This is a genomic window from Adhaeribacter radiodurans, assembly GCF_014075995.1.
In the GTDB taxonomy this organism is placed as follows: Bacteria; Bacteroidota; Bacteroidia; order Cytophagales; family Hymenobacteraceae; genus Adhaeribacter; species Adhaeribacter radiodurans.
Genome location: NZ_CP055153.1, coordinates 6,156,082 through 6,180,877, shown reverse-complemented (window position 1 = coordinate 6,180,877; position 24,796 = coordinate 6,156,082). Strand labels below are relative to the sequence as shown.

At 40.4% G+C, this 24,796-nt stretch carries 23 protein-coding genes; 13 read left to right on the top strand and 10 right to left on the bottom strand.

The window, feature by feature from the left end; translation table 11 throughout:
* Positions 1-90: 90 nt before the first annotated feature.
* The gene (panC, locus tag HUW48_RS24600) at positions 91-939 is read right to left on the bottom strand and encodes a pantoate--beta-alanine ligase (RefSeq protein ID WP_182413451.1); all 849 of its coding nucleotides are present in this window, start codon (positions 937-939) and stop codon (positions 91-93) included.
* 143 nt (positions 940-1,082) lie between these two features.
* Between panC and HUW48_RS24595 the strand changes: the two genes are divergently transcribed.
* From HUW48_RS24595 to glmS, 3 genes are read left to right on the top strand one after another with little or no spacing between them, the layout of a single operon-like run.
* A complete protein-coding gene (locus tag HUW48_RS24595; protein ID WP_182413450.1) occupies positions 1,083-1,901 on the top strand; it encodes a glycogen/starch synthase in 819 nt (272 codons plus the stop codon).
* On the top strand, positions 1,885-3,291 hold the full coding sequence (locus tag HUW48_RS24590) for a DUF4270 family protein (protein WP_182413449.1): 1,407 nt from the start codon (positions 1,885-1,887) through the stop codon (positions 3,289-3,291). The genes HUW48_RS24595 and HUW48_RS24590 overlap by 17 nt, the downstream gene beginning before the upstream one ends.
* 56 nt (positions 3,292-3,347) lie before the next feature.
* Positions 3,348-5,183 (top strand): glutamine--fructose-6-phosphate transaminase (isomerizing), encoded by a 1,836-nt coding sequence (gene glmS / locus HUW48_RS24585; protein WP_182413448.1) that lies wholly within the window; start codon positions 3,348-3,350, stop codon positions 5,181-5,183.
* 71 nt (positions 5,184-5,254) lie between these two features.
* Here glmS and HUW48_RS24580 read toward each other — a convergent pair whose 3' ends face one another.
* A complete protein-coding gene (locus HUW48_RS24580) occupies positions 5,255-5,941 on the bottom strand; it encodes a 3-hydroxyacyl-CoA dehydrogenase family protein (RefSeq protein ID WP_246343608.1) in 687 nt (228 codons plus the stop codon).
* A 33-nt stretch (positions 5,942-5,974) separates the two neighbouring features.
* Here HUW48_RS24580 and HUW48_RS24575 point away from each other — a divergent pair, with 33 nt between their 5' ends.
* Positions 5,975-6,361, top strand: coding sequence for a RidA family protein (locus tag HUW48_RS24575; protein WP_182413447.1), 387 nt, complete (start codon positions 5,975-5,977; stop codon positions 6,359-6,361).
* A gap of 50 nt (positions 6,362-6,411) precedes the next feature.
* Here the strand turns inward: HUW48_RS24575 and HUW48_RS24570 are convergent, their stop codons facing one another.
* Positions 6,412-7,374 (bottom strand): YihY/virulence factor BrkB family protein, encoded by a 963-nt coding sequence (locus HUW48_RS24570; protein WP_182413446.1) that lies wholly within the window; start codon positions 7,372-7,374, stop codon positions 6,412-6,414.
* A gap of 219 nt (positions 7,375-7,593) precedes the next feature.
* Here HUW48_RS24570 and gltX point away from each other — a divergent pair, with 219 nt between their 5' ends.
* From gltX to HUW48_RS24555, 3 genes are all read left to right on the top strand, one after another.
* Positions 7,594-9,132, top strand: coding sequence for a glutamate--tRNA ligase (gene gltX, locus HUW48_RS24565; protein ID WP_182413445.1), 1,539 nt, complete (start codon positions 7,594-7,596; stop codon positions 9,130-9,132).
* Between the two features lie 359 nt (positions 9,133-9,491).
* Positions 9,492-9,809 carry a hypothetical protein gene (locus HUW48_RS24560; protein ID WP_182413444.1) on the top strand — a complete coding sequence of 106 codons (318 nt, stop codon included), beginning with the start codon at positions 9,492-9,494 and terminating at the stop codon, positions 9,807-9,809.
* Between the two features lie 80 nt (positions 9,810-9,889).
* Positions 9,890-10,654: a TIGR00266 family protein gene (locus HUW48_RS24555; RefSeq protein ID WP_182413443.1), complete on the top strand. Its 765-nt coding sequence runs from the start codon at positions 9,890-9,892 to the stop codon at positions 10,652-10,654.
* A gap of 83 nt (positions 10,655-10,737) precedes the next feature.
* Here HUW48_RS24555 and HUW48_RS24550 read toward each other — a convergent pair whose 3' ends face one another.
* The 5 genes from HUW48_RS24550 to HUW48_RS24530 form a co-directional block, all read right to left on the bottom strand.
* On the bottom strand, positions 10,738-11,118 hold the full coding sequence (locus HUW48_RS24550; RefSeq protein WP_182413442.1) for a hypothetical protein: 381 nt from the start codon (positions 11,116-11,118) through the stop codon (positions 10,738-10,740).
* 208 nt (positions 11,119-11,326) lie between these two features.
* Positions 11,327-12,811, bottom strand: a complete 1,485-nt coding sequence (locus HUW48_RS24545) for a GH3 auxin-responsive promoter family protein (protein ID WP_246343607.1) — start codon at positions 12,809-12,811, stop codon at positions 11,327-11,329.
* Positions 12,812-12,927: 116 nt separating this feature from the next.
* Entirely contained in the window at positions 12,928-13,659 is a 732-nt protein-coding gene (gene lptB, locus HUW48_RS24540; RefSeq protein WP_182413440.1) for an LPS export ABC transporter ATP-binding protein, read from the bottom strand.
* A 133-nt stretch (positions 13,660-13,792) separates the two neighbouring features.
* Positions 13,793-15,034, bottom strand: a complete 1,242-nt coding sequence (locus HUW48_RS24535; RefSeq protein WP_182413439.1) for an alginate lyase family protein — start codon at positions 15,032-15,034, stop codon at positions 13,793-13,795.
* A 118-nt stretch (positions 15,035-15,152) separates the two neighbouring features.
* The gene (locus HUW48_RS24530; RefSeq protein WP_182413438.1) at positions 15,153-15,431 is read right to left on the bottom strand and encodes a hypothetical protein; all 279 of its coding nucleotides are present in this window, start codon (positions 15,429-15,431) and stop codon (positions 15,153-15,155) included.
* A gap of 313 nt (positions 15,432-15,744) precedes the next feature.
* On the opposite strand from HUW48_RS24530, the gene HUW48_RS24525 reads away from it, so the two are divergent.
* Positions 15,745-16,785 (top strand): ferredoxin--NADP reductase, encoded by a 1,041-nt coding sequence (locus HUW48_RS24525; RefSeq protein WP_182413437.1) that lies wholly within the window; start codon positions 15,745-15,747, stop codon positions 16,783-16,785.
* A 33-nt stretch (positions 16,786-16,818) separates the two neighbouring features.
* Here HUW48_RS24525 and HUW48_RS24520 read toward each other — a convergent pair whose 3' ends face one another.
* Together HUW48_RS24520 and msrA are read right to left on the bottom strand one after the other, a co-directional pair.
* Entirely contained in the window at positions 16,819-17,145 is a 327-nt protein-coding gene (locus HUW48_RS24520) for a hypothetical protein (protein WP_182413436.1), read from the bottom strand.
* Between the two features lie 153 nt (positions 17,146-17,298).
* Positions 17,299-17,970, bottom strand: a complete 672-nt coding sequence (gene msrA, locus HUW48_RS24515; protein ID WP_182413435.1) for a peptide-methionine (S)-S-oxide reductase MsrA — start codon at positions 17,968-17,970, stop codon at positions 17,299-17,301.
* A gap of 439 nt (positions 17,971-18,409) precedes the next feature.
* Here msrA and HUW48_RS24510 point away from each other — a divergent pair, with 439 nt between their 5' ends.
* The 5 genes from HUW48_RS24510 to HUW48_RS24490 all read left to right on the top strand — a co-directional run bounded on the left by HUW48_RS24510 (position 18,410) and on the right by HUW48_RS24490 (position 24,713).
* Positions 18,410-18,793, top strand: a complete 384-nt coding sequence (locus tag HUW48_RS24510) for an Hsp20/alpha crystallin family protein (RefSeq protein ID WP_182413434.1) — start codon at positions 18,410-18,412, stop codon at positions 18,791-18,793.
* Positions 18,794-19,030: 237 nt separating this feature from the next.
* Positions 19,031-19,792, top strand: a complete 762-nt coding sequence (locus tag HUW48_RS24505; protein WP_182413433.1) for a hypothetical protein — start codon at positions 19,031-19,033, stop codon at positions 19,790-19,792.
* 134 nt (positions 19,793-19,926) lie between these two features.
* Positions 19,927-20,361: a nucleoside deaminase gene (locus HUW48_RS24500; protein ID WP_182413432.1), complete on the top strand. Its 435-nt coding sequence runs from the start codon at positions 19,927-19,929 to the stop codon at positions 20,359-20,361.
* Positions 20,334-20,789: a septal ring lytic transglycosylase RlpA family protein gene (locus HUW48_RS24495; protein ID WP_182413431.1), complete on the top strand. Its 456-nt coding sequence runs from the start codon at positions 20,334-20,336 to the stop codon at positions 20,787-20,789. The genes HUW48_RS24500 and HUW48_RS24495 overlap by 28 nt, the downstream gene beginning before the upstream one ends.
* Positions 20,790-21,032: 243 nt before the next feature.
* Positions 21,033-24,713, top strand: coding sequence for a DUF7948 domain-containing protein (locus HUW48_RS24490; protein WP_182413430.1), 3,681 nt, complete (start codon positions 21,033-21,035; stop codon positions 24,711-24,713).
* Positions 24,714-24,796 lie beyond the last annotated feature (83 nt).

Sequence of the window (24,796 nt, the reverse complement as noted above, 5' to 3'; positions counted from 1 at the left end):
AAAGGTACGTATTTTTGTTTTATCCGATAAGGAACAACCAATCGCTGGATTTTACCTTTAATTGGTGAGCAGAAAAGCAGCTATTTGCCTTTATAATGGCTTTAGTATAACGTTATCAATTAAGCGAACATTATCCAGGTAAGCGGCCAGGCACAAAGCAACCGATTTAGTAAAATCCAAAGCTGGCTGTAGCGTTTCTGCATCTACTATCTCAAAATATTCCAGAGTAATTTGCGGGTACAGCTGTAAGAACATTTCAACTTTAAATTTAATTTCCTGAACTGTAGGTATCCTGTGTTCGGATAGTTGCGTTCCTAGTTGCAGCGCTTCATAAAGGCGAGGCGCTACCTGTCGTCCTGCGGGTGTTAATCGCTGGTTCCTGGACGATAAAGCTAATCCGTCGGCTTCACGTACTACCTCGTGGCAAATTAACTCTAAATCAAAATTAAGGTCCCGGACTAATTGCCGGATAATAGTAAATTGCTGTAGGTCTTTTTGGCCAAAATAAGCTTTATGGGGCTTTACTAAATGAAATAGCTTACTTACTACGGTAGCAACCCCATTAAAATGCCCGGGCCGGTAAAAACCCTCCATTACTTGTTCTAATGCTCCAAAATTAAACTTTAATAAAGCTGGTTGCTCGTACATTTCCGCTGCTTCCGGTATAAACACAATATCGCAGTTATTTTCCTGCAATAAGGCTACATCTTTCTCGATAGTTTTAGGATATAAACGGTAATCTTCTGCATTATTAAATTGTATAGGGTTAACAAAAATGCTGCAAACGGTTACGTCGGTATTGCGGGAAGCAGTACGTAACAGTTCTAAATGCCCCAAGTGCAAGGCTCCCATAGTAGGCACAAATCCAATCGTTTTCCCGGTCGCCCGTATTTTTTCGGTGAGTAGTTTAATGTCTGATAGATGCGTAATTACTTGCATTAATTTTTGAGAATGTTTAGCCTAAAAAGAAGTAAGCTTAAGTTTTAGATAAATAAATTGAAAATATGATAAAATTTTTGTAATTTTGTGCTGCCGAATAGTGTTGCCTATTATTACTCATCATTTAACTTAGTTAAAAACCTATGTCAAAACTTCGCATTTTATACGCTGCAACTGAAATTAATCCGTTTTTGCAAACCACCCAGGTTTCCGAGTTTTTAAGGATGCTTCCCCAAGGTATGCAGGAACGCGGAATGGAAATCCGAATTTTTGTTCCGAGGTTTGGTTTGATTAACGAGCGTAAAAATCGTTTACACGAAGTAGTAAGATTATCTGGTATTAACATTGCCGTAGGTGAAGAAGAAAAACCGCTTATTATAAAAGTTGCCTCTATTCCAAATGCAAAGCTACAGGTATATTTTATAGATAACGAAGACTATTTCCATCGGAAATCAGTTTTAGTAGATAAAGACAATAAATTTTATACAGATAACGATGAAAGAGCTATCTTTTTCTGTAAAGGAGTATTAGAAACTGTTAAAAAATTAGGCTGGTCGCCGGATATTGTGCATTGTAACGATTGGATGACTGGTTTAATCCCTATGTACCTGAAAACTACTTATAAAAAAGATCCAATCTTTAAAGATGCCAAATCTATCTTTACAGTGTACAATAATGAGTTCGATTACAAATTTGAAGGTGATTTGCTTGAAAAAGTAAAAATGTTGGACATTGAAGATGATATGTTGACTCATTTAAAGACGGCTGATTTTGAAGGATTCGTAAAAGTTGGTATGGAATATGCTGACTTAGTTTCTAAATCGCACGAAGAAAATTTTAGTGAGAACATTAATGCTTTATTTAAAGAATTTTGCTCTACTAAACCTATTAACCAAATTGATTCTTCGGACGAAAACTTTTTAGATTCTTACTACAATCTTTATAATGAATTGGCCAATTAAGCGACCTGTTTTTTTTGTTTTATCTCTTGTTTCTCTTTTTGCCTGCGATGACTCGAATGATTTAGGTACTGCTTTTGAAGGTAGCCTGATAGATGCTGTTTATACAGATACTATAAGTATTAAAGCTTCCACTGTTTTAGCAAACGATTCAATTGTTGGTTATCAAAGAGGTAATTTATTAATTGGTAACTTCACCACTGAAAAGTTTGGTACTACTACTGCTCAATCGTATTTAGTTGTTGGACCTACAGGTGGCAGTTTTGCTGCCAGTGCGGGTATTCCAGATTCGGTAGTGCTCTCCTTAGATTATGACGAATATTACGGAGATACTACCAAGAACTTTGCTTTAGAAGCTCGGGAATTAGGTACGCTTTTCCGGACAGATGCTACGTATTATACTAATAATAACAATAATCTAGAAGCCTTACCTACACTTATAGGTACTACCAATTTTGTGCCTAAACCTAAACGTACTAATTCGCAAACTGCTTCTACCGGTACGGTAACTAAAACTTCTATACCGGTTCGGATTAGACTTAATAATGAATTAGGGCAGCGCATAATGGCCTTGCCAAGTGCTACCTTGAGTAACCCAACAGAGTTTGCTAAATCGTTTAAAGGGATTGTTCTGAGCTCTGACGCAAATACTAATGCCGCACTAGGTTTTGCGCCGGATGCAGATAGTACCTATTTACGAATTTACTATACTTCATCGGATAATAAAAAGCAGAAATATGATTTAGCTATTAGTGGTAGCAACGACCGGTTAAATCAAATTACAAGTAGTTTAGCAGGTAGCATCCTTGCTGCGCTCAATAAGTCGGGAGATTCAATTGCTTCGGAAGCCACAAACAACGAAGCCTATTTGCAGGAAAGCACTGGCATTGTTACTAAAATTACTTTTCCTTACCTTAATCATTTTAAAGAGAAGCTTAGTTTATCGGATTTAGCTATTAACCGGGCAGAATTAATTATACCGGTAAAAGAAAATCCTTCTTATTTACCATCACCGGCAGCTTATCTGGTAGAAACAAATAAATCTAACAGAATCTTAAAAAATGCTGGTTTGCCGCGGGTATTAAGAGAAGATGCATTAGAAACAGCCACGAGCGGTGGCACTCAACAAGCGGCGGCACTGCGTTATAATAAAGATAAAAAAGCTTATATTGTTAATGTTACTAAGTACGTGCAGGATTTAATCTATAATAAACAATCCATCTACGGTACATTAACCAGCAACAGTTTATTACTAGTACCCACTTCCCGAACCGGACTTTTAGATGTTACCGGAAAAACTGTATTGGAAGCTACTGGTCTTTATTCCTCTATTCTGCAAATAGGTGGCTCAAATCAAATAAAGCTGCGCCTTTATTTCTCCAAAACCAACTAATCTGTTCAACCAAATCAACTAATGATATAATTATTAACTCATTTAATTAAAATTTTATGTGCGGCATTGTAGCATATGTAGGGCACCGAGAGGCCTGCCCTATTATCATCAAAGGTTTAAAACGTTTAGAATACCGCGGCTACGATAGTGCTGGTATTGCTTTACTGAACGGCAACTTAAACGTTTATAAGAAAAAAGGAAAAGTAAGCGAACTCGAAAGCTTTATCTCTGATAAAAATACTCATAGTCATATTGGAATGGGCCACACCCGTTGGGCTACTCACGGTGAACCTAATGATGCTAATGCGCATCCCCATTATTCCAGTTCTAAAAAAATTGCCATTATCCATAACGGCATTATTGAAAATTACGGGTCTTTAAAACAGCATTTAGTAAATAAAGGCTATGAATTCCATAGTGATACCGATTCGGAAGTATTCATTAATCTAATTGAGGATATTCGTGAAAATAACCATATTTCGTTAGCAGAAGCAGTTCGTTTAGCCCTGCATGAAGTAGTAGGTGCGTACGCCATTGTGGTTATTTCGCACGATTCACCAAATCAATTAATTGCGGCCCGTAAGGGAAGCCCGCTAGTAATTGGGATAGGTAAAGATGAGTTCTTCCTGGCCTCAGATGCTACTCCCATTATTGAGTATACCAACGAGGTAGTGTACCTGAACGATTATGAATTAGCCGTAATTAAGGATGGACAGTTAGACATTCGTACGCGCGAAGATGTATCGCAAACCCCTTACATTCAAAAGTTAGAACTCGAGCTTGAATCCATTGAAAAAGGCGGTTATCCGCACTTCATGCTGAAAGAAATTTTTGAGCAGCCCCGTTCTATTTTAGATAGCATGCGCGGTAGATTGGTAGCGGAAAACAGCCATTTAGTAATGGCCAGCGTAATTGAATTCGAGAATAAATTTAAAAATGCTGACCGGATTATTATTGTAGCTTGTGGTACTTCGTGGCACGCTGGCTTAGTAGCTGAATATTTAATTGAAGAATTTGCCCGTGTTCCTGTAGAAGTAGAATATGCTTCGGAGTTCCGGTACCGTAATCCTATAATTAAAGAAGGCGATATAGTAATTGCTATTTCCCAATCTGGCGAAACGGCTGATACTTTAGCCGCGCTAGAACTGGCTAAATCTAAGGGCGCCATGATTTTTGGTGTTTGTAACGTAGTTGGTTCTTCCATTGCTCGTGCTACCGATGCGGGTGCTTATACCCATGCTGGTCCGGAAATTGGAGTAGCTAGTACAAAAGCCTTTACCGCGCAAGTAACTGTTTTAACCTTGCTTGCAATGATGATTGCGGAAAAACGCGGTACCATTGAAACCTCTGTTTTAAAGCAAATAATGATGGAAATGGAACAAATTCCATCTAAAGTAGAGAAAGCTTTACAATTAGATACTGAGATAAAAGTTATTTCGGAAATATTTAAAGATGCGGCTAATTTCTTATACCTAGGTCGGGGATATAATTTCCCGGTAGCCCTGGAAGGAGCTTTAAAGCTAAAAGAAATTTCCTACATCCACGCCGAAGGATATCCGGCAGCCGAAATGAAACACGGGCCAATTGCTCTTATCGATGCTAATATGCCGGTAGTAGTAATTGCTACAAAAGATTCTTCTTACGAAAAAATTGTTTCCAACATTCAAGAAGTGAAAGCTCGCAAAGGTCGGATAATTGCTATTGTTACTGAAGGGGACTCTATTATTCCGGATATGGCTGAGTTTGTTATTGAAGTTCCGGATACACACGAAGCCTTAACTCCCTTGCTTTCTGTAATTCCGTTGCAGTTACTTTCTTATCATATTGCTGTTATGCGTGGTTGCAACGTAGATCAGCCACGTAACTTAGCTAAATCGGTAACGGTTGAATAATTTTTAAAATTTAGCTGCTAGAAACAAAAAAGAGCCTCTAAAGGCTCTTTTTTGTTTCTAGCAGCTAAATTTTAAAACATCTCTCCTCGTAAATACTTGGTTTTTAATAGCGGACAAATCTTATAACGTTCATCTTTTGTATCTGCATAAAGAGCGGTTAATAATTTGTATACATGGCGAATACCTATCCGGTTTGCCCATTCAAACGGACCATACGGGTAATTGGTGCCTAATTTCATACTTACCTCAATATCTTGTATTTGGGCGGTATTTTCCTGTAGAGTATAGCAGGCTTCGTTAATTATCATGGCAATAACGCGCGGGGTTACCATACCAACCCGGTCCCCAACTAATAAGTACTCTGTGTTCAGGTACGCACAAACTGTTTGTAATTTCGGAATAGAAGCTGGATATAAAACAGAAACCTCTAAGATGGGACGATTTAAGAAGCCCGGTAGGCCATTAAAGCCTAATAGAACACAATTAAGAGTTGGTAGGGTAGAAGCTAATGCAGCTAACTGAATCTTGGCTGCTTGGCAAAATACAATTAAATTAGTCCGGTGCGCATACAAGCGTAATTGCTGCGGTTCATCTGCTAAAAAATAATCAAAAACTACATCTGCATTATCTAACAGGGGGAGCAATGCCTCATAAGAAAACACTACTTGATATAGTAAAGGGGGACTCGGAAACTTTTGCCGAAACTCTGGTTCAGTTTCGGGCGAAGCTAACACCACTATTTCCATATTTTCGTACATTTAGGCCAAAATACAGAAATTTAACTGCGCTTTATGGCAAATAGTATTATAAATTCAATTAACGCTCCTGCTCCCATTGGCCCTTATAGTCAGGCAGTGCTAGCCAACAATGTTTTATACGTATCCGGCCAAGTTGCTATTAATTCGGTAACTAACAATATGGTACTCAACGATATTGAAACAGAAACCCACCGGGTAATGCAGAATTTACAGGCTATATTATCAGAAGCAGGTTTAAATTTTACGGATGTGGTAAAGTGCACCATATTTGTGAAAGACTTAAATAACTTCGGGCGTATTAACACCATTTACGGCAGTTATTTTAATCAAGCGCCGCCTGCCCGCGAAACCGTAGAAGTAAGCCGTCTGCCAAAAGATGTAAACGTAGAAATTTCGTGTATAGCCGTAAAATCTACTTAAGAGAAATGATGAAAGCTTTCTATGGTACAGGGTGCTATTAGCAGCAGTTATTACTCTATACTTTCGAACTTACCGGGTTCGGCATTTACTGCCGTTTTTCCTACTTCTACTTCTTGCCTAACTACCCGGACAGCGTATGGCGAAGGATAGATGTTAGAACCATATTTTCGCGAAAAGACCAGCGTAAAAACAGCACCAAAAAACAAAATCTGAGAAGAATAGAATACCCAAACTAAAATAACAACTACTGTGCCTGCCGCGCCATAAACATTGGTGTAATTACTGTTACCCAGGTAAAATCCAATTAAAAATCTACCAAGGGTAAATAAAATAGAAGTAACAATAGCTCCAATCCACACATCGCGCCATTGAATTTTTGCATCGGGAAGGAGTTTAAAGATCATGGCGAAAATAAAAGCGACTACCGCCAGCGAAAACATTTCGTTAAACATCTGCAGCAAAATTACAGCTGTTTGATCTAGAAGTGCCATAAGGTAATTGCTGACTTTTGCTAAAATTGCTTGCGCTACTAAAGACACCAACAAAATAAAGGTGAAACTTAGAATCATGGCAAACGACAATACCCGGTTAAGTAACATTTTAAAGTAATGATTTCTGGGTTTGGGCTTCACGCCCCAAATAACATTTAAAGCGTCTTGCATGGAAATAAACAACCCGGTAGCAGCCAACAATAAAGTTATAATTCCAACTATGGTAGTAAAAGTAAGCTTTCCGGAGCGGCTGATATTTTCTACCATTTTTTGCACTTCGTAAGCACCCTGCGAACCAATTAATTCTTTTATTTCGTAATAAATTTCGCCGCTTACAGCATCCTTCCCGAATAAGGCTCCCACCGAATTAATCATTATAATTAAAATAGGAGGTAAGGCAAAAACAGTGTAGTACGCCAGCGCAGCGCCCCGATCAAAAGAATTATTATCCAGAAATTCTAAAAAAGTCTCACGGAGCAAATGCCAGATGCTCTTAAATATGTTATGGTAAGGGAGCTTCACACTTTTATTTTAGGATTATAATTATAAGCATTTTTACATTATGCTCCTATACTTTAAACTAATGAGCCTGAATTAGTTTGTTCTTACAATTTTGTAAATAATCGAAAATTATGCAGGAACCTGCTTTAATAATAAGAATGGGCAAACTTAAAAATCCGCAATCTGTTTAGTAAATTGCAGCAGTTTTTAAGCGCTTGTTAAACAGCGCATAAGTTAATTATGGAAAGAGAAGTAAGAGTACGATTTGCTCCCAGCCCAACGGGGCCGCTGCACATTGGTGGTGTCCGGACGGCTTTATACAATTATTTATTTGCCAAGAAGATGGGCGGAAAGATGCTGTTACGCATAGAGGATACCGACCAGAACCGATTTGTACCTGGTGCCGAAAACTATATTTTCGAATCTTTGGCCTGGTGCGGCATTCAATTAGATGAAAGCCCTTTAACGGGTGGACCGCATGCCCCTTACCGGCAATCGGAGCGGAAGGCTATGTATATGCAATATGCCCAGCAGTTAATAGAAGCGGGTCACGCGTATTATGCATTTGATACAGCCGAAGAATTAGATGCCATGCGGGAACGCTTAAAAGCGGCAAAAGTAGCAACGCCCCAGTACAATGCTATTACCCGTAATTCCATGAAAAACTCCATTACCTTACCTAAAGACGAGGTAGCACAGCGGCTAGCCAGTAATGAGCCTTATGTAATCCGGTTAAAGGTTCCTCATAAAGAAGAGATCCGTTTAAAAGATTTAATCCGGGGTTGGGTAGTTGTTCATTCTTCGGCCATAGATGATAAAGTGCTGATGAAATCGGATGGAATGCCTACGTACCACTTAGCTAATATTGTAGATGATCATTTAATGGAAATTACCCACGTTATCCGGGGCGAAGAATGGTTGCCTTCTGCGCCATTACACGTGTTGCTCTACCGGTATTTGGGTTGGGAAAGTACCATGCCAGAGTTTGCGCATTTGCCTTTATTACTTAAACCAGATGGGAATGGCAAATTAAGTAAACGCGATGGCGATAAATTAGGGTTTCCGGTATTTCCGTTGCAGTGGATAGATCCATTTACAGGGGAGAAATCCAGCGGTTACCGCGAAAGTGGGTATTTGCCGGAGGCATTTGTTAACTTTTTAGCTTTTTTGGGTTGGAACCCAGGCACGCAACAAGAGCTATTTACCATGGAGGAACTCGTAGAGGCCTTTTCCGTTGAACGGATTGGTAAATCTGGCACCCGTTTCGACATTAACAAAGCACGTTGGTTTAACGAGCAGTACCTACGCGCCAAACCCGACGAAGAACTAGCCCAATATTTAATTTCTGCTTTAACCGAACACAACATTGAATGCTCCCTGGAAAAAGCAACTAAAATTTCCAGTGTAATGAAAGAACGAGTAACATTTCCGCAGGATTTCTGGCGCGAAGCTTCTTACTTTTTCGTAGCTCCGGAACAGTATAATGAACAAGTTGCCAGCAAAAAATGGAATAGTGAGGCAGCCGCCGTTTTCGAAGATTTTAAAAATCAACTTTCTTCTGTAAGTGATTTTACTGCCGATAATGTAAAAGCCCTTTTAATGCAAATTTTAGAGCAACATGGTAAAAAGATCGGGCAAGTTATGCAAGCGCTTCGTTTAGCAATTACCGGTTTAGAGGCTGGTCCGGATTTAATGGCGATTATTGAAGTTATTGGTCCCGACGAAACGGCCGCCCGCATTAATGCTGCCATTGCCAAACTGCAACCATATACGGTATAAGCTTTTATTTAATCAGATAATTTTTTAGATTTTTCATTATAATTATTATTAACGCCTGGTAAGTTGTCTTAACTTATCGGGCGTTTTTATTATGGTAATTTCTTGCTGTTCTTATTTAATTTTAACGTTCGCTATTCTCACCCGTTTACCTTATTGGTAAGTACTACTATTCTATTCATCTTTCTAAATTATTACCGTTAAACCTGCTTAATAGCTTTTTTGCTCCTTAATCGCACCTGAAAATTCGCGTAATCTTGCCTTTAAACCCGAAAACGAATTGTTAAAAAATATCCCTTCTTTCGGTTTTTCCGTTTTAGGAGATAACTGATTTCATCAGCCACAATAACTTACTTACAGTCATGGGAAAAAAGAAAAAATCAACGGAAAAAAAAGCCCGCGTACACAAAGATCTCGAAGGCTTCGAAATAAAAATAAATCCGCTCGGCGAAATTAGCTCTAACTACGATATCGACCGGATTAATGATTTTCTGGACAAAAATGTGCGGGATAAAAAACTGGTTCATACCCAAGGAAAAGAAGAAGATGATTTATATCCTATTGAGCAATCGGAGGATGAAAACGAAGAAAATGAAGAGGACTTTTTACCAAGTGCTTCGTCAGATGAGGAGGATATAGACGAAGGAGAGAAGCCGATAAAGCCAAAACGTAAAAGATAAAATATAGGATAGCAGTACTTTTGCGAAATCAAAATTAAAATAGTTATTTAACGACTCAAACTACTTTAAACAAAGTAATTATGAGATCGCACGAAATAGATTATCGCATTTTTGGTACGGATATTCAGGTTCTGGAAGTAGAACTTGACCAGAATGAAACAGTTATTGCCGAAGCGGGCGCCATGGTATTTATGGAAGAGGGCATTACCTTCGAAACGAAAATGGGCGACGGATCGGAGCCAGACCAAGGCTTTTTTGGCAAACTCCTATCGGCTGGTTCGCGTTTAATTACCGGCGAATCGCTGTTTATGACTCATTTTACGCACCGGGGGCGTAATCCAAAAACCCGGGTAGGATTCTCGGCGCCTTATCCGGGTACTATTATTCCTATTGATTTAAGCCGTTCGTATAACGGTATTATTGTGCAGAAAGATGGTTTTTTGGCCGCCGCTTTGGGAACAAAAATTCAGGTTCACTTTAATCAAAAATTAGGGTCCGGCTTTTTTGGTGGCGAAGGTTTTATTCTGCAGCGATTAACTGGCGATGGGTTAGCTTTTATTCACGCGGGCGGTACTGTTATAGAAAGACAACTGAACAACGAAACTTTACGGGTAGATACTGGCTGCGTAGTAGCTTTTGAAAACGGTATTGATTTTAGTATTGAACGTTCGGGCGGCTTAAAATCAATGATATTTGGGGGCGAAGGTATTTTTCTGGCTACCCTACGCGGTACGGGGCGGGTGTGGCTACAATCTATGCCAATTAAAAAGCTCATCGAAGCCTTAATGCCCCGAGGGCAGAACACGAATAAAGAAGGCAGCATTTTAAGTTCTTTCTTGGAGTAAGAATTTACTATTTTTGTTAAAACAAAGCCGCCAAGTTTATACGCTTGACGGCTTTGTTAATTATTAAATTAAAGCTTTATCAATTATAAAGTGCAGGCATAATTGGGGCCTTTCCAGATAACCTTTTTATTCTTAATGCTATTATCTTGCTTCGCGTTTTGGCCTAAGGTAAACAGTTCTTGGCCTTTACAATTAAAGACAGTTGGTGGTGCCGTATTACAATAAGGGCAGCAGGTTCCGGTAAAAAATACAGTTTCACCTTTATAATTTGCCTGAACAATATATAAGTATTCAGAAATATCGGACGAATTCTTCTCTAGACTCTCTACCTCTGCTTTCAGCCACGGTAAATTTTGTAGGGGCTCGGTTACCCCGCAAGCACTGGTACCACATTCCGGTTCTTCCTTCTCACAGGAAAAAGCCATTAAACTTATCACTCCGGCTAGTAGAAGTAATTTTTTCATAGGCTTTACTTAAGTTAGTTTTATTCATGACCCTTAACTTGTTAATAGAGTTGCAAAGCCTAAAACTAAATTTGCAAATAGCCATCTTTTAGTAAATTCAGGCTTCCTCCATAAACGCCCAACACCATTAGGCTGTTGAACTTTGAAACGAACACCAAATTATTACCTAACCTGTAAGCAAAAAATAAATTATAGTACTAGGGAACAACTATTGGGCAAGCAATGCTAAAATTTCTTCTATGTACTCGCGGGAATTACTTAAACGAGGTACTTTATTCTGCCCGCCTAATTTACCTTTTTGCTGGAGCCATTGGTGAAAAGTGCCCGCTGGGGCAAGCTGAACAATAGGAGGTTGTAAAGCTAAATCATTCTGGCGTTTGGCATCATAATCGGAGTTTACGGTGCGTAGCGTTTGGTCTAATACTTCGCGGAAAGTTTCCAAGTTATCAGGCTGTTGCGAAAATTCAATTACCCACTCGTGCCCGCCCCGGTTTTTGCCTTCGAAGTACACGGGTGCCGCCGTAAAATTAGAAATAATAGCATTAGTTTTCTGGCAGGCTTTAATAATAGCGGATTCGGCGTTCTCTATAATTAACTCTTCTCCGAATGCATTAATAAAGTGCTTTGTACGACCTGAAATTTTAATGCGGAAAGGCTCCAGGTTCGTAAATTTAATAGTATCGCCAATTTTATAGCGCCATAAACCGGCATTAGTAGAAATAACTAAGGCGTAATTTTTATTTAATTCTACCTGGTCTAAAGTAAGAACTTTGGGGTTATCCGAATCAATTTCTTCCATTGGAATAAACTCGTAATACACGCCATAATCCAACATAAGCAGCATTTCGTCGTGAGTACCGGCCTGGTCCTGAATACCAAAAAAGCCTTCGGAAGCATTGTAAATTTCGAGGTAATGCATTTGGTCCGACGGAATAAGTTGCTTGAATAACTCGCGATAAGGCCCAAAAGCAACCGCTCCGTGCGCAAATAATTCTAAATTAGGCCAAACTTCCAGAATATTACTTTTGCCGGTAAGTTCCAGAATGCGGTTTAGTAGCACATAGGTCCAGGTGGGTACGCCCGTTATACTGGTTACATTTTCCTTAATGGTAATATCGGACATGGCTTCAATTTTTTCTTCCCATTTGTCCATTAAGGCAACTTTAAGGGGCGGAGTACGAATAGCTTCGGCCCAAATAGGTAAGTTTTGCATGATAACCGCCGAGACATCGCCGCAATAGGTGTTTGGATTGTACTCGTTTTCGCGTAAACTGCCTCCAATTGATAAACTTTTACCGTTAAATACACGGGTATCCGGGTACAGATTGGTATAGATGGAAAGCATGTCTTTCCCACCTTTATAATGACAATCTTCCAACGACTCCGGCGATACCGGGATGTACTTACTACGGGCATTAGTTGTGCCTGACGATTTAGCAAACCAGGAAATAGTAGAAGGCCACAGCACATTTTGTTCGCCTTTCATTACCCGTTCGATACAAGGGAACAAATCTTCGTAAGTAGATATGGGTACGCGCCGTTTAAATTCTTCTACGGAAGTAATTTCAGCGTATCCATATTTTTTTCCCCATTCGGTATTCTTGGCGGTATCCAGTAAGTTTGAAAATAATTCATTCTGAACATCGTGTGGGTATTTACGAAAAAGGTCAATTTGGTGTATACGCTTTTTCATGACCCAAGTCATGATCGAATTTATTATTTCCATTCAAGTTTTATTTGTAGTTAGTTGATATTCAAGAGCACTTAATATAATCTGAAAGATTTACTTTCAGACTTGGATACAATCCGCTAAACCTTTCTTTTTAATTCGAAATGCTTGCCCAGGTAAACCCGGCGCACTTGTTCATCGGCAGCTAACTCTTCGGCAGTGCCCGATTTTAGAATTTTACCTTCAAAAAGTAAGTAAGCCCGGTCCACGATAGAAAGTGTTTCGTTTACGTTGTGGTCGGTAATGAGGATACCAATATTTTTGGTTTTTAATTTAGCTACAATAGATTGGATTTCTTCAACAGCTATTGGGTCTACGCCGGCAAAAGGCTCATCCAGTAAAACAAATTTAGGATCTACGGCCAAGGCACGGGCAATTTCGGTGCGGCGGCGTTCGCCCCCGGATAATACAATACCTTTATTATGGCGCACATGCGTTAGGGAGAATTCTTCGAGTAAGGCTTCTACTTTATCTCGCTGCTCTTGCTTGGGCTTATTGGTCATTTCGAGCACCGCCAGGATATTTTCTTCTACGGTAAGGTCCCGAAACACCGAAGCTTCCTGCGCCAGATAACCTACTCCCTTTTTGGCCCGCCGGTACATGGGCAATAAAGTAATTTCTTCGTTCTCTAAATAAATTTTACCGGAATTAGGTTTTACCAGACCCACAATCATATAAAATGAAGTGGTTTTGCCGGCTCCATTTGGGCCAAGTAATCCTACAATTTCGCCTTGTTTTACCTCCACCGATACGTCGTTTACAACTGTTCGGGATTTATATTTTTTAATAAGGTGCTCCGCTCTTAGTATCATTCATTCAAAATTATATAATTAAAGCAGAAGTCTAATAATAATGCCGGGCTTTGCTTTTAAAATTTACTTTTAATTAAAATTTAAATCTATTAAACAGCTTTTATTTACTAAAAAAGTATTACGGATAAACGCATTATTGTACAGGTGGCCAGTACAAATTACTTTTACTCGTCATCTTTTTTTTATCTACTAACTGCTCGGCTAGTTGCCCGTAATTAGCTTCCGGATATTCGTAAGCGGCCTGCCGTAAAAGCGGATATACCGATGCAGACTCCATGCTTTTTATTTGTTCTTTTTCCCACACTTTCTCGCCCCGGGCAAATGGAAGCAAATAATCTAAAGCTTGTTGAATACTACGCCCATCAGAAGTTGTATAATGCCAATAGTCAAGGCCTACATTATCGGCTAAAGAGGCTAAGGCAAAAAAGGCATTCAGGTTCATGACACTATACGTATAGGAAAGAGTACGGGAAAGCTCAAAGGGCTGGCGGCCATCCGGATTAATTTGCGTTGCCAAACGTTTTTTTAAAGCCGCTTGCAGAATATTTTTAGCTACCCCATTTTTATTTACGAACAAGGCAATGGAGGCAGCCTGCACATCGTACCAGGTGCCATGATTATTTTTTTCTTTCGCCGCTTCGCGGCCATTCTGGTTATCCTGCAACCATGCTAAGTACTCGCTAAACCAATCCTGCAGGCCTTGCTGATCAGCTTTAGACCAATTGGGCGATTCTTCTAACAGGCCGATGTCATCTATTAAAGAAGGAAACTTGTGCGTATCAATAATTCCAATTCCGCGTCCGTGGCTTACGCCCGGAATTGCTTGCCCAAAGTTTAAGTTAGGATTCATCCGGGTATCTTCCTCTAGAAACCAGGTACGCAATAATTGAGCGGCTTTTTCGGCGTATTTCTCGTCGCCGAAGAAATAATAAGCCAAGGCAGTATTTTCTACCCCTTTTATCATATTATCTAAATCCTTATCATTCTTCAGGAGTTTTATTTCTGGGTTTGCTTGTCCATCGCGACGAACATACGGTAAGCCATTTGGGGTAAGCGGATTCGGCCACCAGTACGTGCCCATGCTCATATAATCATGCTTATCGCCGCTGGGAGGTAAAAATTGTTTATTTACTACCGAGTAAAGCGGTCCGGCTACTACTTTATCGGCTGCTCCGCGTAAGCTTTTGGCCGCTGGCATAATCGCCGGATTATTTACTGAAATTTCTTGCCTGGTTTTAGCCAGCAACTCAGGCTTTAAAATAAATACGCGCAGGGATGATTCTAATGGATTTTTCTTGGTTTTAGCTTGGGTGAATAACAAGGGAATAGTTGTTGCAATTAAACCAAATAAGCAAACTTTATAAATAAATCTCATGAGCTCTTTTACTATAAACATTCTTTAAACGAAAATAAAGACAATAAATGACAGCCCAACCTAAAATAAATAGTCGGTTCCTTTAAAGGAGTATGGTAATAGGGTGCCTGAGGGTAGTTTAACTTATATCGAGCATGCAATTATTGAGGTATTTCATTGCTTCTTTTTCCGTTAATATTTCGTAGGTGGTTTGCAGCGACATATCAACTAACCTAAAAGTTGTTGTTTCTAACAGATACATCCCGGAACCGGTGCGGTAAACAGCGAAAGTATCGGGTATATAGGTTTGATCCTTTATAAATTTTTCGGACTCAATAACTCCTACAGCTACTTGCTCAAATCGATCAATCTTAAAAGTTTGGCCGCAAACAGTAGTAATAAAATTAGAAAGTGTCATGATATAACAACCAAATAAGTTAAGAGAACAGGAAATTAGTAAAAGAACATACGAAAATAGAAAGCAATTAGCTTTACGTACTATTTTTACATATTAATAATTTATGCATTTTAATTAGAACTTTCTGTCGCTTTAATGTTTTGCCTTGTTAGATAACATATTTACCTCTAAAAGTTTCATGCATCTAATTAATACTAAGCTTATTAATTCATAAATTTTTTAGCAGGACTATAGACCGGCAAAACCAGCTTAAGCTATATTACAAATAATTGCGTAAGCAGAATTTTGACGGTTAATTACGCACCATTACCTTATGGATTCTTTGTATCAAAAACTTACTATCCGGGAGATTCGGGAAGAAGCAAGAGGGGTAAAAATATTTTATTTTGAGGAAGACTCTGCTAATAAAGTAAATTATCAGGCAGGACAATATTTAACACTGGTGCGGCAAACCTCTACCGGCGAAATCCGGCGTTCTTATTCTATCACTTCGTCGCCGGTGTTATTTGAGCCGTTGGCTATTGGCGTGAAACGAATTGAAAACGGTTTTTTTTCCCGGTATTTAGTAGATCATGCCCAACCCGGCGATCAGGTATGCACCACGGGCGCGGCTGGTTTTTTTACCTTACCGCCAAATGTCAACGGGTACCAGCATGTTTTATTTTGTGCTGCAGGAAGCGGCATTACCCCCATTTACTCTTTGCTGAAAACAATTTTACACGCGCAGCCTACTTTAAAAGTAACCTTAATCTACAGTAATCATTCCTTAGGAGATACTATTTTCCGGGAAGAACTTGAGGAATTAGCGCAGCGCTATCCGGATAAGTTGCAAATTGAGTTTTTATATAGTAATAATCGTAATTTAAATCGGGCTAGGCTGCATAAATCTTTACTGCATACCTTCTGGCAACAATACGTGGCCGTTCCGCCGGAGCAGGTGCTAAGCTATATATGTGGGCCGTTAAATTACATGCGCATGTGTACCTATGCCTTGCGTGAGGTGGGTATCTCTGGTGATAATATTCGCAAAGAAAATTTTAGTACTGAGAAACCTATAACCCGAAACGAACCGCCGGACACAGAACCGCACGTAGTAAATATTACTTATCAAGAACAAACCTATTCGTTGGTAGTACAATACCCGAAAACCATTTTGCAAACGGCTAAAGATGCAAGTATTGTTTTACCTTATAGTTGCGAGGCGGGTAGGTGCGGCAATTGTGTAGCCCAGTGTATTAAAGGGGAAGTATGGTTGTCGTACAACGAAGTATTAACAGATCGAAATTTAGCAAATGGATTAACGCTTACCTGTGTAGGTTATCCCATAAAGGGAGATGTTGTACTAAGTATTTAGCTATTTAAGCTATTTAAAAGACATCTGCTCCCATCAGGAGCGTTTAATTGCTTTACTTACTGATTGATTTTTTACTTTATATACTATCAGGCAGGAATACGAAACGGGCTTACTATAAGTCTGAGTATTTATTTTCTTAGAAATACCAGTAGTTCTGTTCGCTTTACTTAACCAGTTAGTCATATTATCTGCTACCAGCACCATACCTTTTATAGATTTTTCTTTTACCTGGCCTTTCTCGTAACCATTCGTTTGTCCTGAACTGGAGAATACCGGCAAAAGAAGAGCCACAACAATAATAAGGGTTGTACTCCATTTCTTCCACTGGAAAGCTAATAAGAGTGATTTTGCTGGCTTCATGACATTAAGACTTAAAATAGCACATCTAACGGTACAAAGATAAACATAGTATTATGTATTGCAAGGTACCTTGGTGATTTTTTTTGAAATCAATTTAAATAAAAAAAGGCTGCCCTATTTGGGCAGCCTTCTGTAAGAATTTAATAAACCAGATTAACTAGTAGTAGTTTTTAATTTAGCCTTAAACTGTTTTTCAAATTTATGCACTTTAGGCGCTGTTACCGATTGAACGTAAGGGTTGTTAGGGTTATGTTCGTAGTAATCCTGGTGGTAATCTTCGGCAGGATAAAATATTTTATAGGGTTGTAACTGGGTAACTATCCGGTTAGGAAATGCTTTTTTTGCTTCCAGTTCTTTCAAGTAAGCGGCGGCTTGCTGTTTCTGCTCCTCGTTGTGGTAAAATATGGCAGACCGGTATTGCTTGCCCACATCTGGCCCTTGCCGGTTTAAGGTGGTAGGGTCATGGGTAGCGAAAAATACTTCCAGTAATTCGGGGTAAGTAACTTGTTTTGGATCAAAGTAAATTTGTACTGATTCAGCGTGCCCAGTCTCACCCGAGCCAACTTGCTCGTACGTAGGATTCTTTTCAGGGCCGCCGGTGTAACCCGAAATTACCCGATCAACTCCCCGCAAACGCTCAAATACCGCTTCGGTACACCAAAAACAACCACCAGCAAAGGTAGCTATCTCCAATCCTTTTGCTTTTACTTCTGCCGCAGAAAAAGCTGGTAACGCTGGCGCGGTTACTGGTTTGGTTTTGCCTTCGGTACAAGCTTGTAGCAGCAGTACCAAAAAGGTTAATAAACTAAAATATATCCGGTTCATGTTATAAATAAATTTTATGTGGTAAGTCTACTGGAATTTATAAGAACAACTTTATAACAATAAAAAATGAATCTTGATTTAATTTTAGGATGAATTTAGTAAATTATTAGTAGCATTATAACTCTGGCAGGTGGCTAATTTACTTAACGTACGAAATAAAATTACTGTCAGCTTTACGCAGGTGAAAGCAATAAAAATAGAAAGCAAAAAACTGTCCGATTCTATTTAAATAAATTAGACAATCCTAATAAATCTACTATCGGAAACAATTACCTAAATTCTTAAGGAATTCTTTAGTAATTACGTCAAACTGTCTGTTTATTTCTTTAACAACGACAATATGGCTATTTTATAGCTCTAATTTAGCCTGTTGATAGTCTTACGGTAGCTGGTACAGCATTTGTATAATACCCAGTACAACATTACCTTGGAGATAGAGATGAAGCTAATAAAAAATAAAGAATTCTTACAGCAAATTGCCCATCAAATTGACGTGTTAAATACTCTGGGTGGCGGAATTAGTCTGCCTCAGGTAAAGGTAGATAAACTCGAAAAAGGGGCAATTATCTGGGTAGCCATTCCTTCGGTAAGTCCAGAAGCTTATCAGATTGCTTTAAATCACAACCAATTAACCATTATGGCTACTCACCAATCTGACGCTGACTCAGAGGAGGCTATTCCGTTGTTCAGCCAGCATTTTATGCTGCCGCCGCAAGTAGATTTATCGCGGATCGACGCCGTGTTCGCTGACCAGGAATTACAGGTACGTTTGCCGTATCATACCTCGGTTTACCAAACGCGTAGTATTGATATTAAATACTAAACAACAAACTATATAAAAGTAACAATGAAGGATACTCAAAAGGTATCCTTTTTTATTTTATAGCTTACCAGATAGAATAATCTGCAATACGGTTAGTTGTTCGTGAATAGCTCTCCACTAATATTTACTTTCTAAAGCGGGTATTCAGCAGAAAGTTTACGTGCATTGTTTATAAACTTTATGAAAAACGCTTACATTGCCCAATACGCTAACTTGGGTTAGATTCGTTTCTTTCAAATGAAAAATTACTTTTTAATTCTTTTACTCGGTCTGTTCTCTCCTTTTTCCTGGGGGCAGACCGTACAGACTAATATTCAGGAACCTGGCTTGTTTATTGGCTTAAACAATGGCCAGCGAGTATATGCCCGTAAGCTGCAAATTAAATCGCCCATATTTAAAAAAAGCTTTTTTCTTATAAACGATTCGGCGCAGTACGACATGACAGCCGTGCAATACTTTCAGGATGAGGAAGGTTTTTATACCCGGATAAGCAATAACAAACGTTCTGATTTTGCTAAAAGAGTATCCGCTGGCAAAATTTCTAAATTTTACACTTCTAAAACTTCCTACGATAATTATTATCCGGGCATGTATGGTCCTTACGGCTACGGGGGTTACGGCTATGGCATGCCTTCTACGCGTAGGGTATATTATTTCTCGAAAGATGGTGGTCCGTTAGCTGATTTAAATTACCAGAACTTACGACAAGCCCTCAGCGACAATGCCGGCAGCGTAGAAGTTCTGGAGAAGTACCGCCGCAGCAAACGCGTTGAAACCGGTTTAACGGTGGCTGGGTCCGGCGTTTTTATTTATGGTTTAATTAATTCTTTAAAAGCCCCTGCGACGGGTGTGGTGCAGCGGGCCGATCCTACTATGTTTGTAGGTCTAGGTTTAGCGGCTATTCCGTGGGTAATGCACTTTTTCCGCAAAGATCATTTAAGCGAAGCCATTGAGCTGTATAATTACGACCTAGCCCAACAACCATCGGCACCTCGCTAATAGGATAGGGTTTGGGTAAGCTTCTATGAATTGGTAGAGGAAAATCCTCACTTAACGAAAAATATTTTAAACTAAATCAGGTACTTGTACGGGTCAATTTAATTGACTCTCTCACTATTAATTTATAAAATAGAATGGATGAATTTATGCAAATGGCCATTGCCGAAGCGCAACAAGGTTTAGCAGAAGGAGGTATTCCGATTGGCTCGGTATTAGTAAAAGATGGGCAATTAGTAGCTCGCGGCCACAACAAACGCGTGCAGGAAAATAACCCCATTCTGCACGGCGAAATGGATTGTTTGAACAATGCCGGGCGCATTGGAAGTTACCGCAATACCGTTATTTATTCTACTTTAATGCCTTGTTACATGTGTGCCGGTACTATTGTTCAGTTTAAAATACCCAAGGTAATAGTGGGAGAATCGCAAACCTTTAGTGGTGCCCGCGCCTTTTTGGAAGCCCACGGAGTTGAAGTTATTGATTTAAACTTGCCCGAATGCGTAGAAATGATGCAGCAATTTATTCAGGAGAAACCCCAATTATGGTTCGAGGATATTATGGAACTTTAAGGAGGGCGCCATTAGCTGCTTATTTTCAAATTTTATTTTGGGCGCTAATTTTAATTGGGCTTTTAAGCGGCTGTGCCAGCAGTACTGGTACCTGGAAAGGCTACACCGAAAAAGGCAATGCTTCATTTTATTCAGATAAATTTCAGGGTAAAAAAATGGCTAATGGCCAGCCTTACCGTAAAGGAAAGTTAACGGCCGCTCATAAGAAAATACCGTTAGGTTCCCGGGTAAAAGTTACTAATCTTAAAACCCATCGGTCGGTAAAAGTAAAAATTACCGATCGGGGACCGCATAGCCGCAACCGATCTATTGATTTATCGCGGGCGGCCGCTAAAAAAGTCGGAATGATTCAGGCGGGAGTAGTTCCGGTAAAAATTAAAGTACTTAAACCTAAAAAAAGCAAAGCTCAAGCTAGTTCCACTAAGTAACGAGAAAAGTTTTTTCTGATTTGCAACGAATTACACCTGAAACTTACTCTCTAAAAGTAATAGGTTGCTATGCTATCTTTGGCCAAAGCTGAAAATAACAGCAAAGCAATCAGGTCTCGAAACTTCTTAATATATTAGAGTTCAGAATTAGCGGGTATGAAGCGACTTTTCTCACTTTTTAGCAGCTTGGTATTTAGCTGGCTTTTCTTTATTTCAGTTTCACAAGCGCAGATAACAAAACCCTTGGCTCTACCGGCACGGGTAAGCAACCAGCCCGTAACCGATAAAAGCCTGCAATTTGTTCAAAATAAAAACCAGTGGCCAGCGGCTGTACGGTTCGCAGCTAACTTACCAAATGGCCGTCTTTTCCTGAAAGAAAATGGTTTGGTTTATAATTTTGTAGATGGTTCCCAAATACCGCAGCACCACGGCGAGCAGGTGGCAATAAAAAGCAGCGCTGTTCCGGGTAAAGCTAAAGGCCATGCGTACCAAGTAAATTTTTTGCATGCTGCTAAATCAAACCTTCAAACAATAGGTGCCGACGAACGGCCCGGCATCCGAAATTACTATCTGGGAAAAGATCCAAAAAAATGGGCTTCCGGAGTTAAAAGTTACGGCGAGGTAACGTACCAGAGTTTGTATCCTGGGGTAAATATGCACCTGTATCAGAAAGGTAGTCATTTAAAATACGAGTTTCTGCTTCAGCCCCGTGCCAATCCTGACCAGATTCAGCTACAATACGATGGAGCCGAAGTTGTACTGCTAAACACCGGCGACTTGCAAATTAAAACAACTGTTACTACTATTCTGGAACGAAAACCAATCGCTTTCCAAACCATAAATGGTCAGCAACGCGAAGTTGCCTGCCGGTTTAAATTAATTAATAAGGTGCTTTCATTTGAGTTTCCCGAAGGTTATAACCAGGACGTACCTTTACTGATTGATCCGGAGCTAATTTTTTCGTCGTATAGCGGTTCAACAGCCGATAACTGGGGTTTTACCGCTACTTATGATAATGCGGGTAATATGTATTCCGGCGGAATTACGAATGAAGTAGGTTTCCCAACTAAAATGGGCGCTTACGATTCCACGTGGAACGGCAACCTCGATGGCAGCGATGCACCGGATGGAGGCTGGGATATGGCCATTCTTAAATTTGATCCTGCCGCTAATGGAGAGGCCTCGCTGGTGTATGCTACTTATTTAGGAGGTAGCCGGGCAGATATTCCCAGTAGTTTGGTAGTAAACACCAAAAACGAATTAATGATTTTAGGTACTACCAGTTCCTTAGATTACCCAATAACGTCGGGAGTGGTAGGACCTTCGTATAAAGGTGGGGGGCAAATAAGCCCTTTGGGGGAAGGACGAGGTATTACTTACAGCCAGGGCTCCGATTTAGTAATTAGTCGCTTGAGCGCCGATGGCACCGCCTTACTGGCTTCCACGTTTATGGGCGGCTCGCAAAACGATGGCTTGCTGGAACGTACGTCCGAGCTTACCCGTAATTACGGCGATCAGTTCCGGAGCGATATTATCACCGATACGGCTGACAATGTATATGTAGTTTCTTCCACAGCCTCTACTGATTTCCCGGTTAAAAATGCTTTTCAAACCAGTACCGGTGGTCAAACAGATGCTGTTATTTTTAAAATAGATGCTAATTTAAGTAACGTAGCCTGGAGTTCGTACCTGGGTGGTTCCGGAGCCGACGCCGCTTATTCTATTCAACTCGAACCAACAACCAACACTATATTTATTTGCGGCGGTACTAATAGTTCTACTTTACCGGGTGTATCGGGCGCTTACCGGCCAGTTTTTCTGGGAGGCTCCGCCGATGGGTTTGTGGCGAAAATTAGTAATGATGGGCAACAGTTACAACGGGTATCGTATTTGGGTACGAATGATTTTGATCTGGCGTATTTTGTGCAGCTAGATGGCGCTGGGGATGTGTACTTACTAGGTCAAACTTTAGGCAATTACCCGGTTACCCGGGGCGTTTATACTGCGCGTAGTGGCCGCCAGTTTATTCAGAAATTAAATAATAATTTAACTGCTTCCATTTTTTCGACGGTTTTTGGAAGTAACGACAACCCCGTTGTGCCCAATATATCGCCAACGGCTTTTCTGGTGGATGATTGTAATAGAATTTACGTTTGCGGTTGGGGCGGTGGTGCTAACGCACCCTATGGCAATGGCACTACGGATGGTTTACCAGTAACAGCTAATGCTTACCAACGCACCACAGATGGCCAGGACTTTTATTTAATGTTATTATCGCGCGATGCGGCCACCTTAGAATATGCTACATTTATGGGAGGCGCGCAGGGAGCCAACCTTTCCGGCGAACACGTAGACGGTGGTACCAGCCGGTTTGATAAACGGGGTTTTGTATATCAAGCGGTTTGTGGGGGTTGCGGTGCTAATTCTTTGTTTCCGACTACTCCTAACGTATGGTCCAATACCAATCAATCGACTACTAATTGCAATAATGCTGCTTTTAAGTTTGATTTTAACATTGTTCAAGCCCGAGCCGGCGATAGTGAATCAGTATGCGCTAATTCCGCTCCTATTCAATTAACCGGGTTTTCTCCGGCTGGTGGTGTTTGGTCGGGACCAGGCGTAACTTCCGAAGGGGTTTTTACGCCCAGTAAAGAGTTAATTGGGGTGCAAACCATAAACTATACCGTAGCCAATGGTAGCTGCGTTAGTACCGGCACTAAAACCATTACCGTAGTTGCGGTACCCGAAGCTACTTTTAGTAATTTGCCACCCAAAATTTGCTTACCAAATAGCCCTGTTACTTTAATTCCAACACCAGCGGGCGGCACTTTTACCGGACCGGGTATTACCGGCGATGTATTTGACCCAGCCGTGGCAGGTATAGGCACCCACACCATTACGTACACCATAGGTAATGCAACCGGTTGTGCTTCTATTAGTACCCAACAAGTAGTAGTTGGCGAAACACCGGTGGTGGTTGCTGGTCCGGATGCGCGTATTTGTTCTGGCTCTTCTCCCATTCAATTAACTGGTTTTTCCCCGGCGGGAGGCACCTGGTCCGGAACGGGCGTAAGCTCAACGGGGCTTTTTACTCCCACTGAATCTATGTCGGGCACTTACGTGCTTACTTACACCGTTACGGCTAATAATTGTACTGCTTCGGCTACCAAAACTATTATTATTGATCCTACAAGTGCGTTTACTCAAGGACCTGATCAACTAGTTTGTGCCGATAGTGCCCCTTTTATGATTACCGATGCCATGCCACTCGGTGGCACCTGGTCTGGTAATGGAGTTAGTCCTGCTGGCTTATTTACGCCGGGGCCACAAGTAATTGGTACGAATGTACTTACATATACCGTTACAGTAGGGGCTTGCAGCGGCATTAGCACCAAAACAATTACGGTAGTGCCCGCTCCCGAAATAAAAGCCGGTGCAGAACCTACCGAATGCGGTACAGCTACAGCTATTCAAGGCTACGCACCTTTTACGGCCAAATTTACCAATACTACAACGGGCGCTACTGGCTATCTCTGGAACTTTGGCGATGGTACTACTTCTACGGAAGTTTCTCCCAGCCACGTATATACTAACGATGGTAATTATCAGGTAACACTTACTGTTTATTTTGGCGATGGTTGCCAGACTACCCGCGAAGTGGTTTCAGTACTCACCGATAAAAATCAACTTATTCCCAATATTTTTACTCCTAACGGAGACGGTAAAAACGACACTTTTGCGCCGCGCGTTACTTGCTTGCCCACCGATTTAAAAGTATTTAACCGTTGGGGACAGGTGGTATACAACCAAAAGAATTACCAGAATACCTGGGATGGCAACAGCTTACCCGAAGGCATTTACTATTATCATTTAACCAATAGCAAAGGCAATAACTGGAAAGGCTGGGTAGAGATTGTGCGGTAAGGGTTGGAGATGTACGTTTGAGGTTGCATGTACTTCCAATGTTATTAACAATAATAACATTGTTAATAAAAATTGTAAAGCGT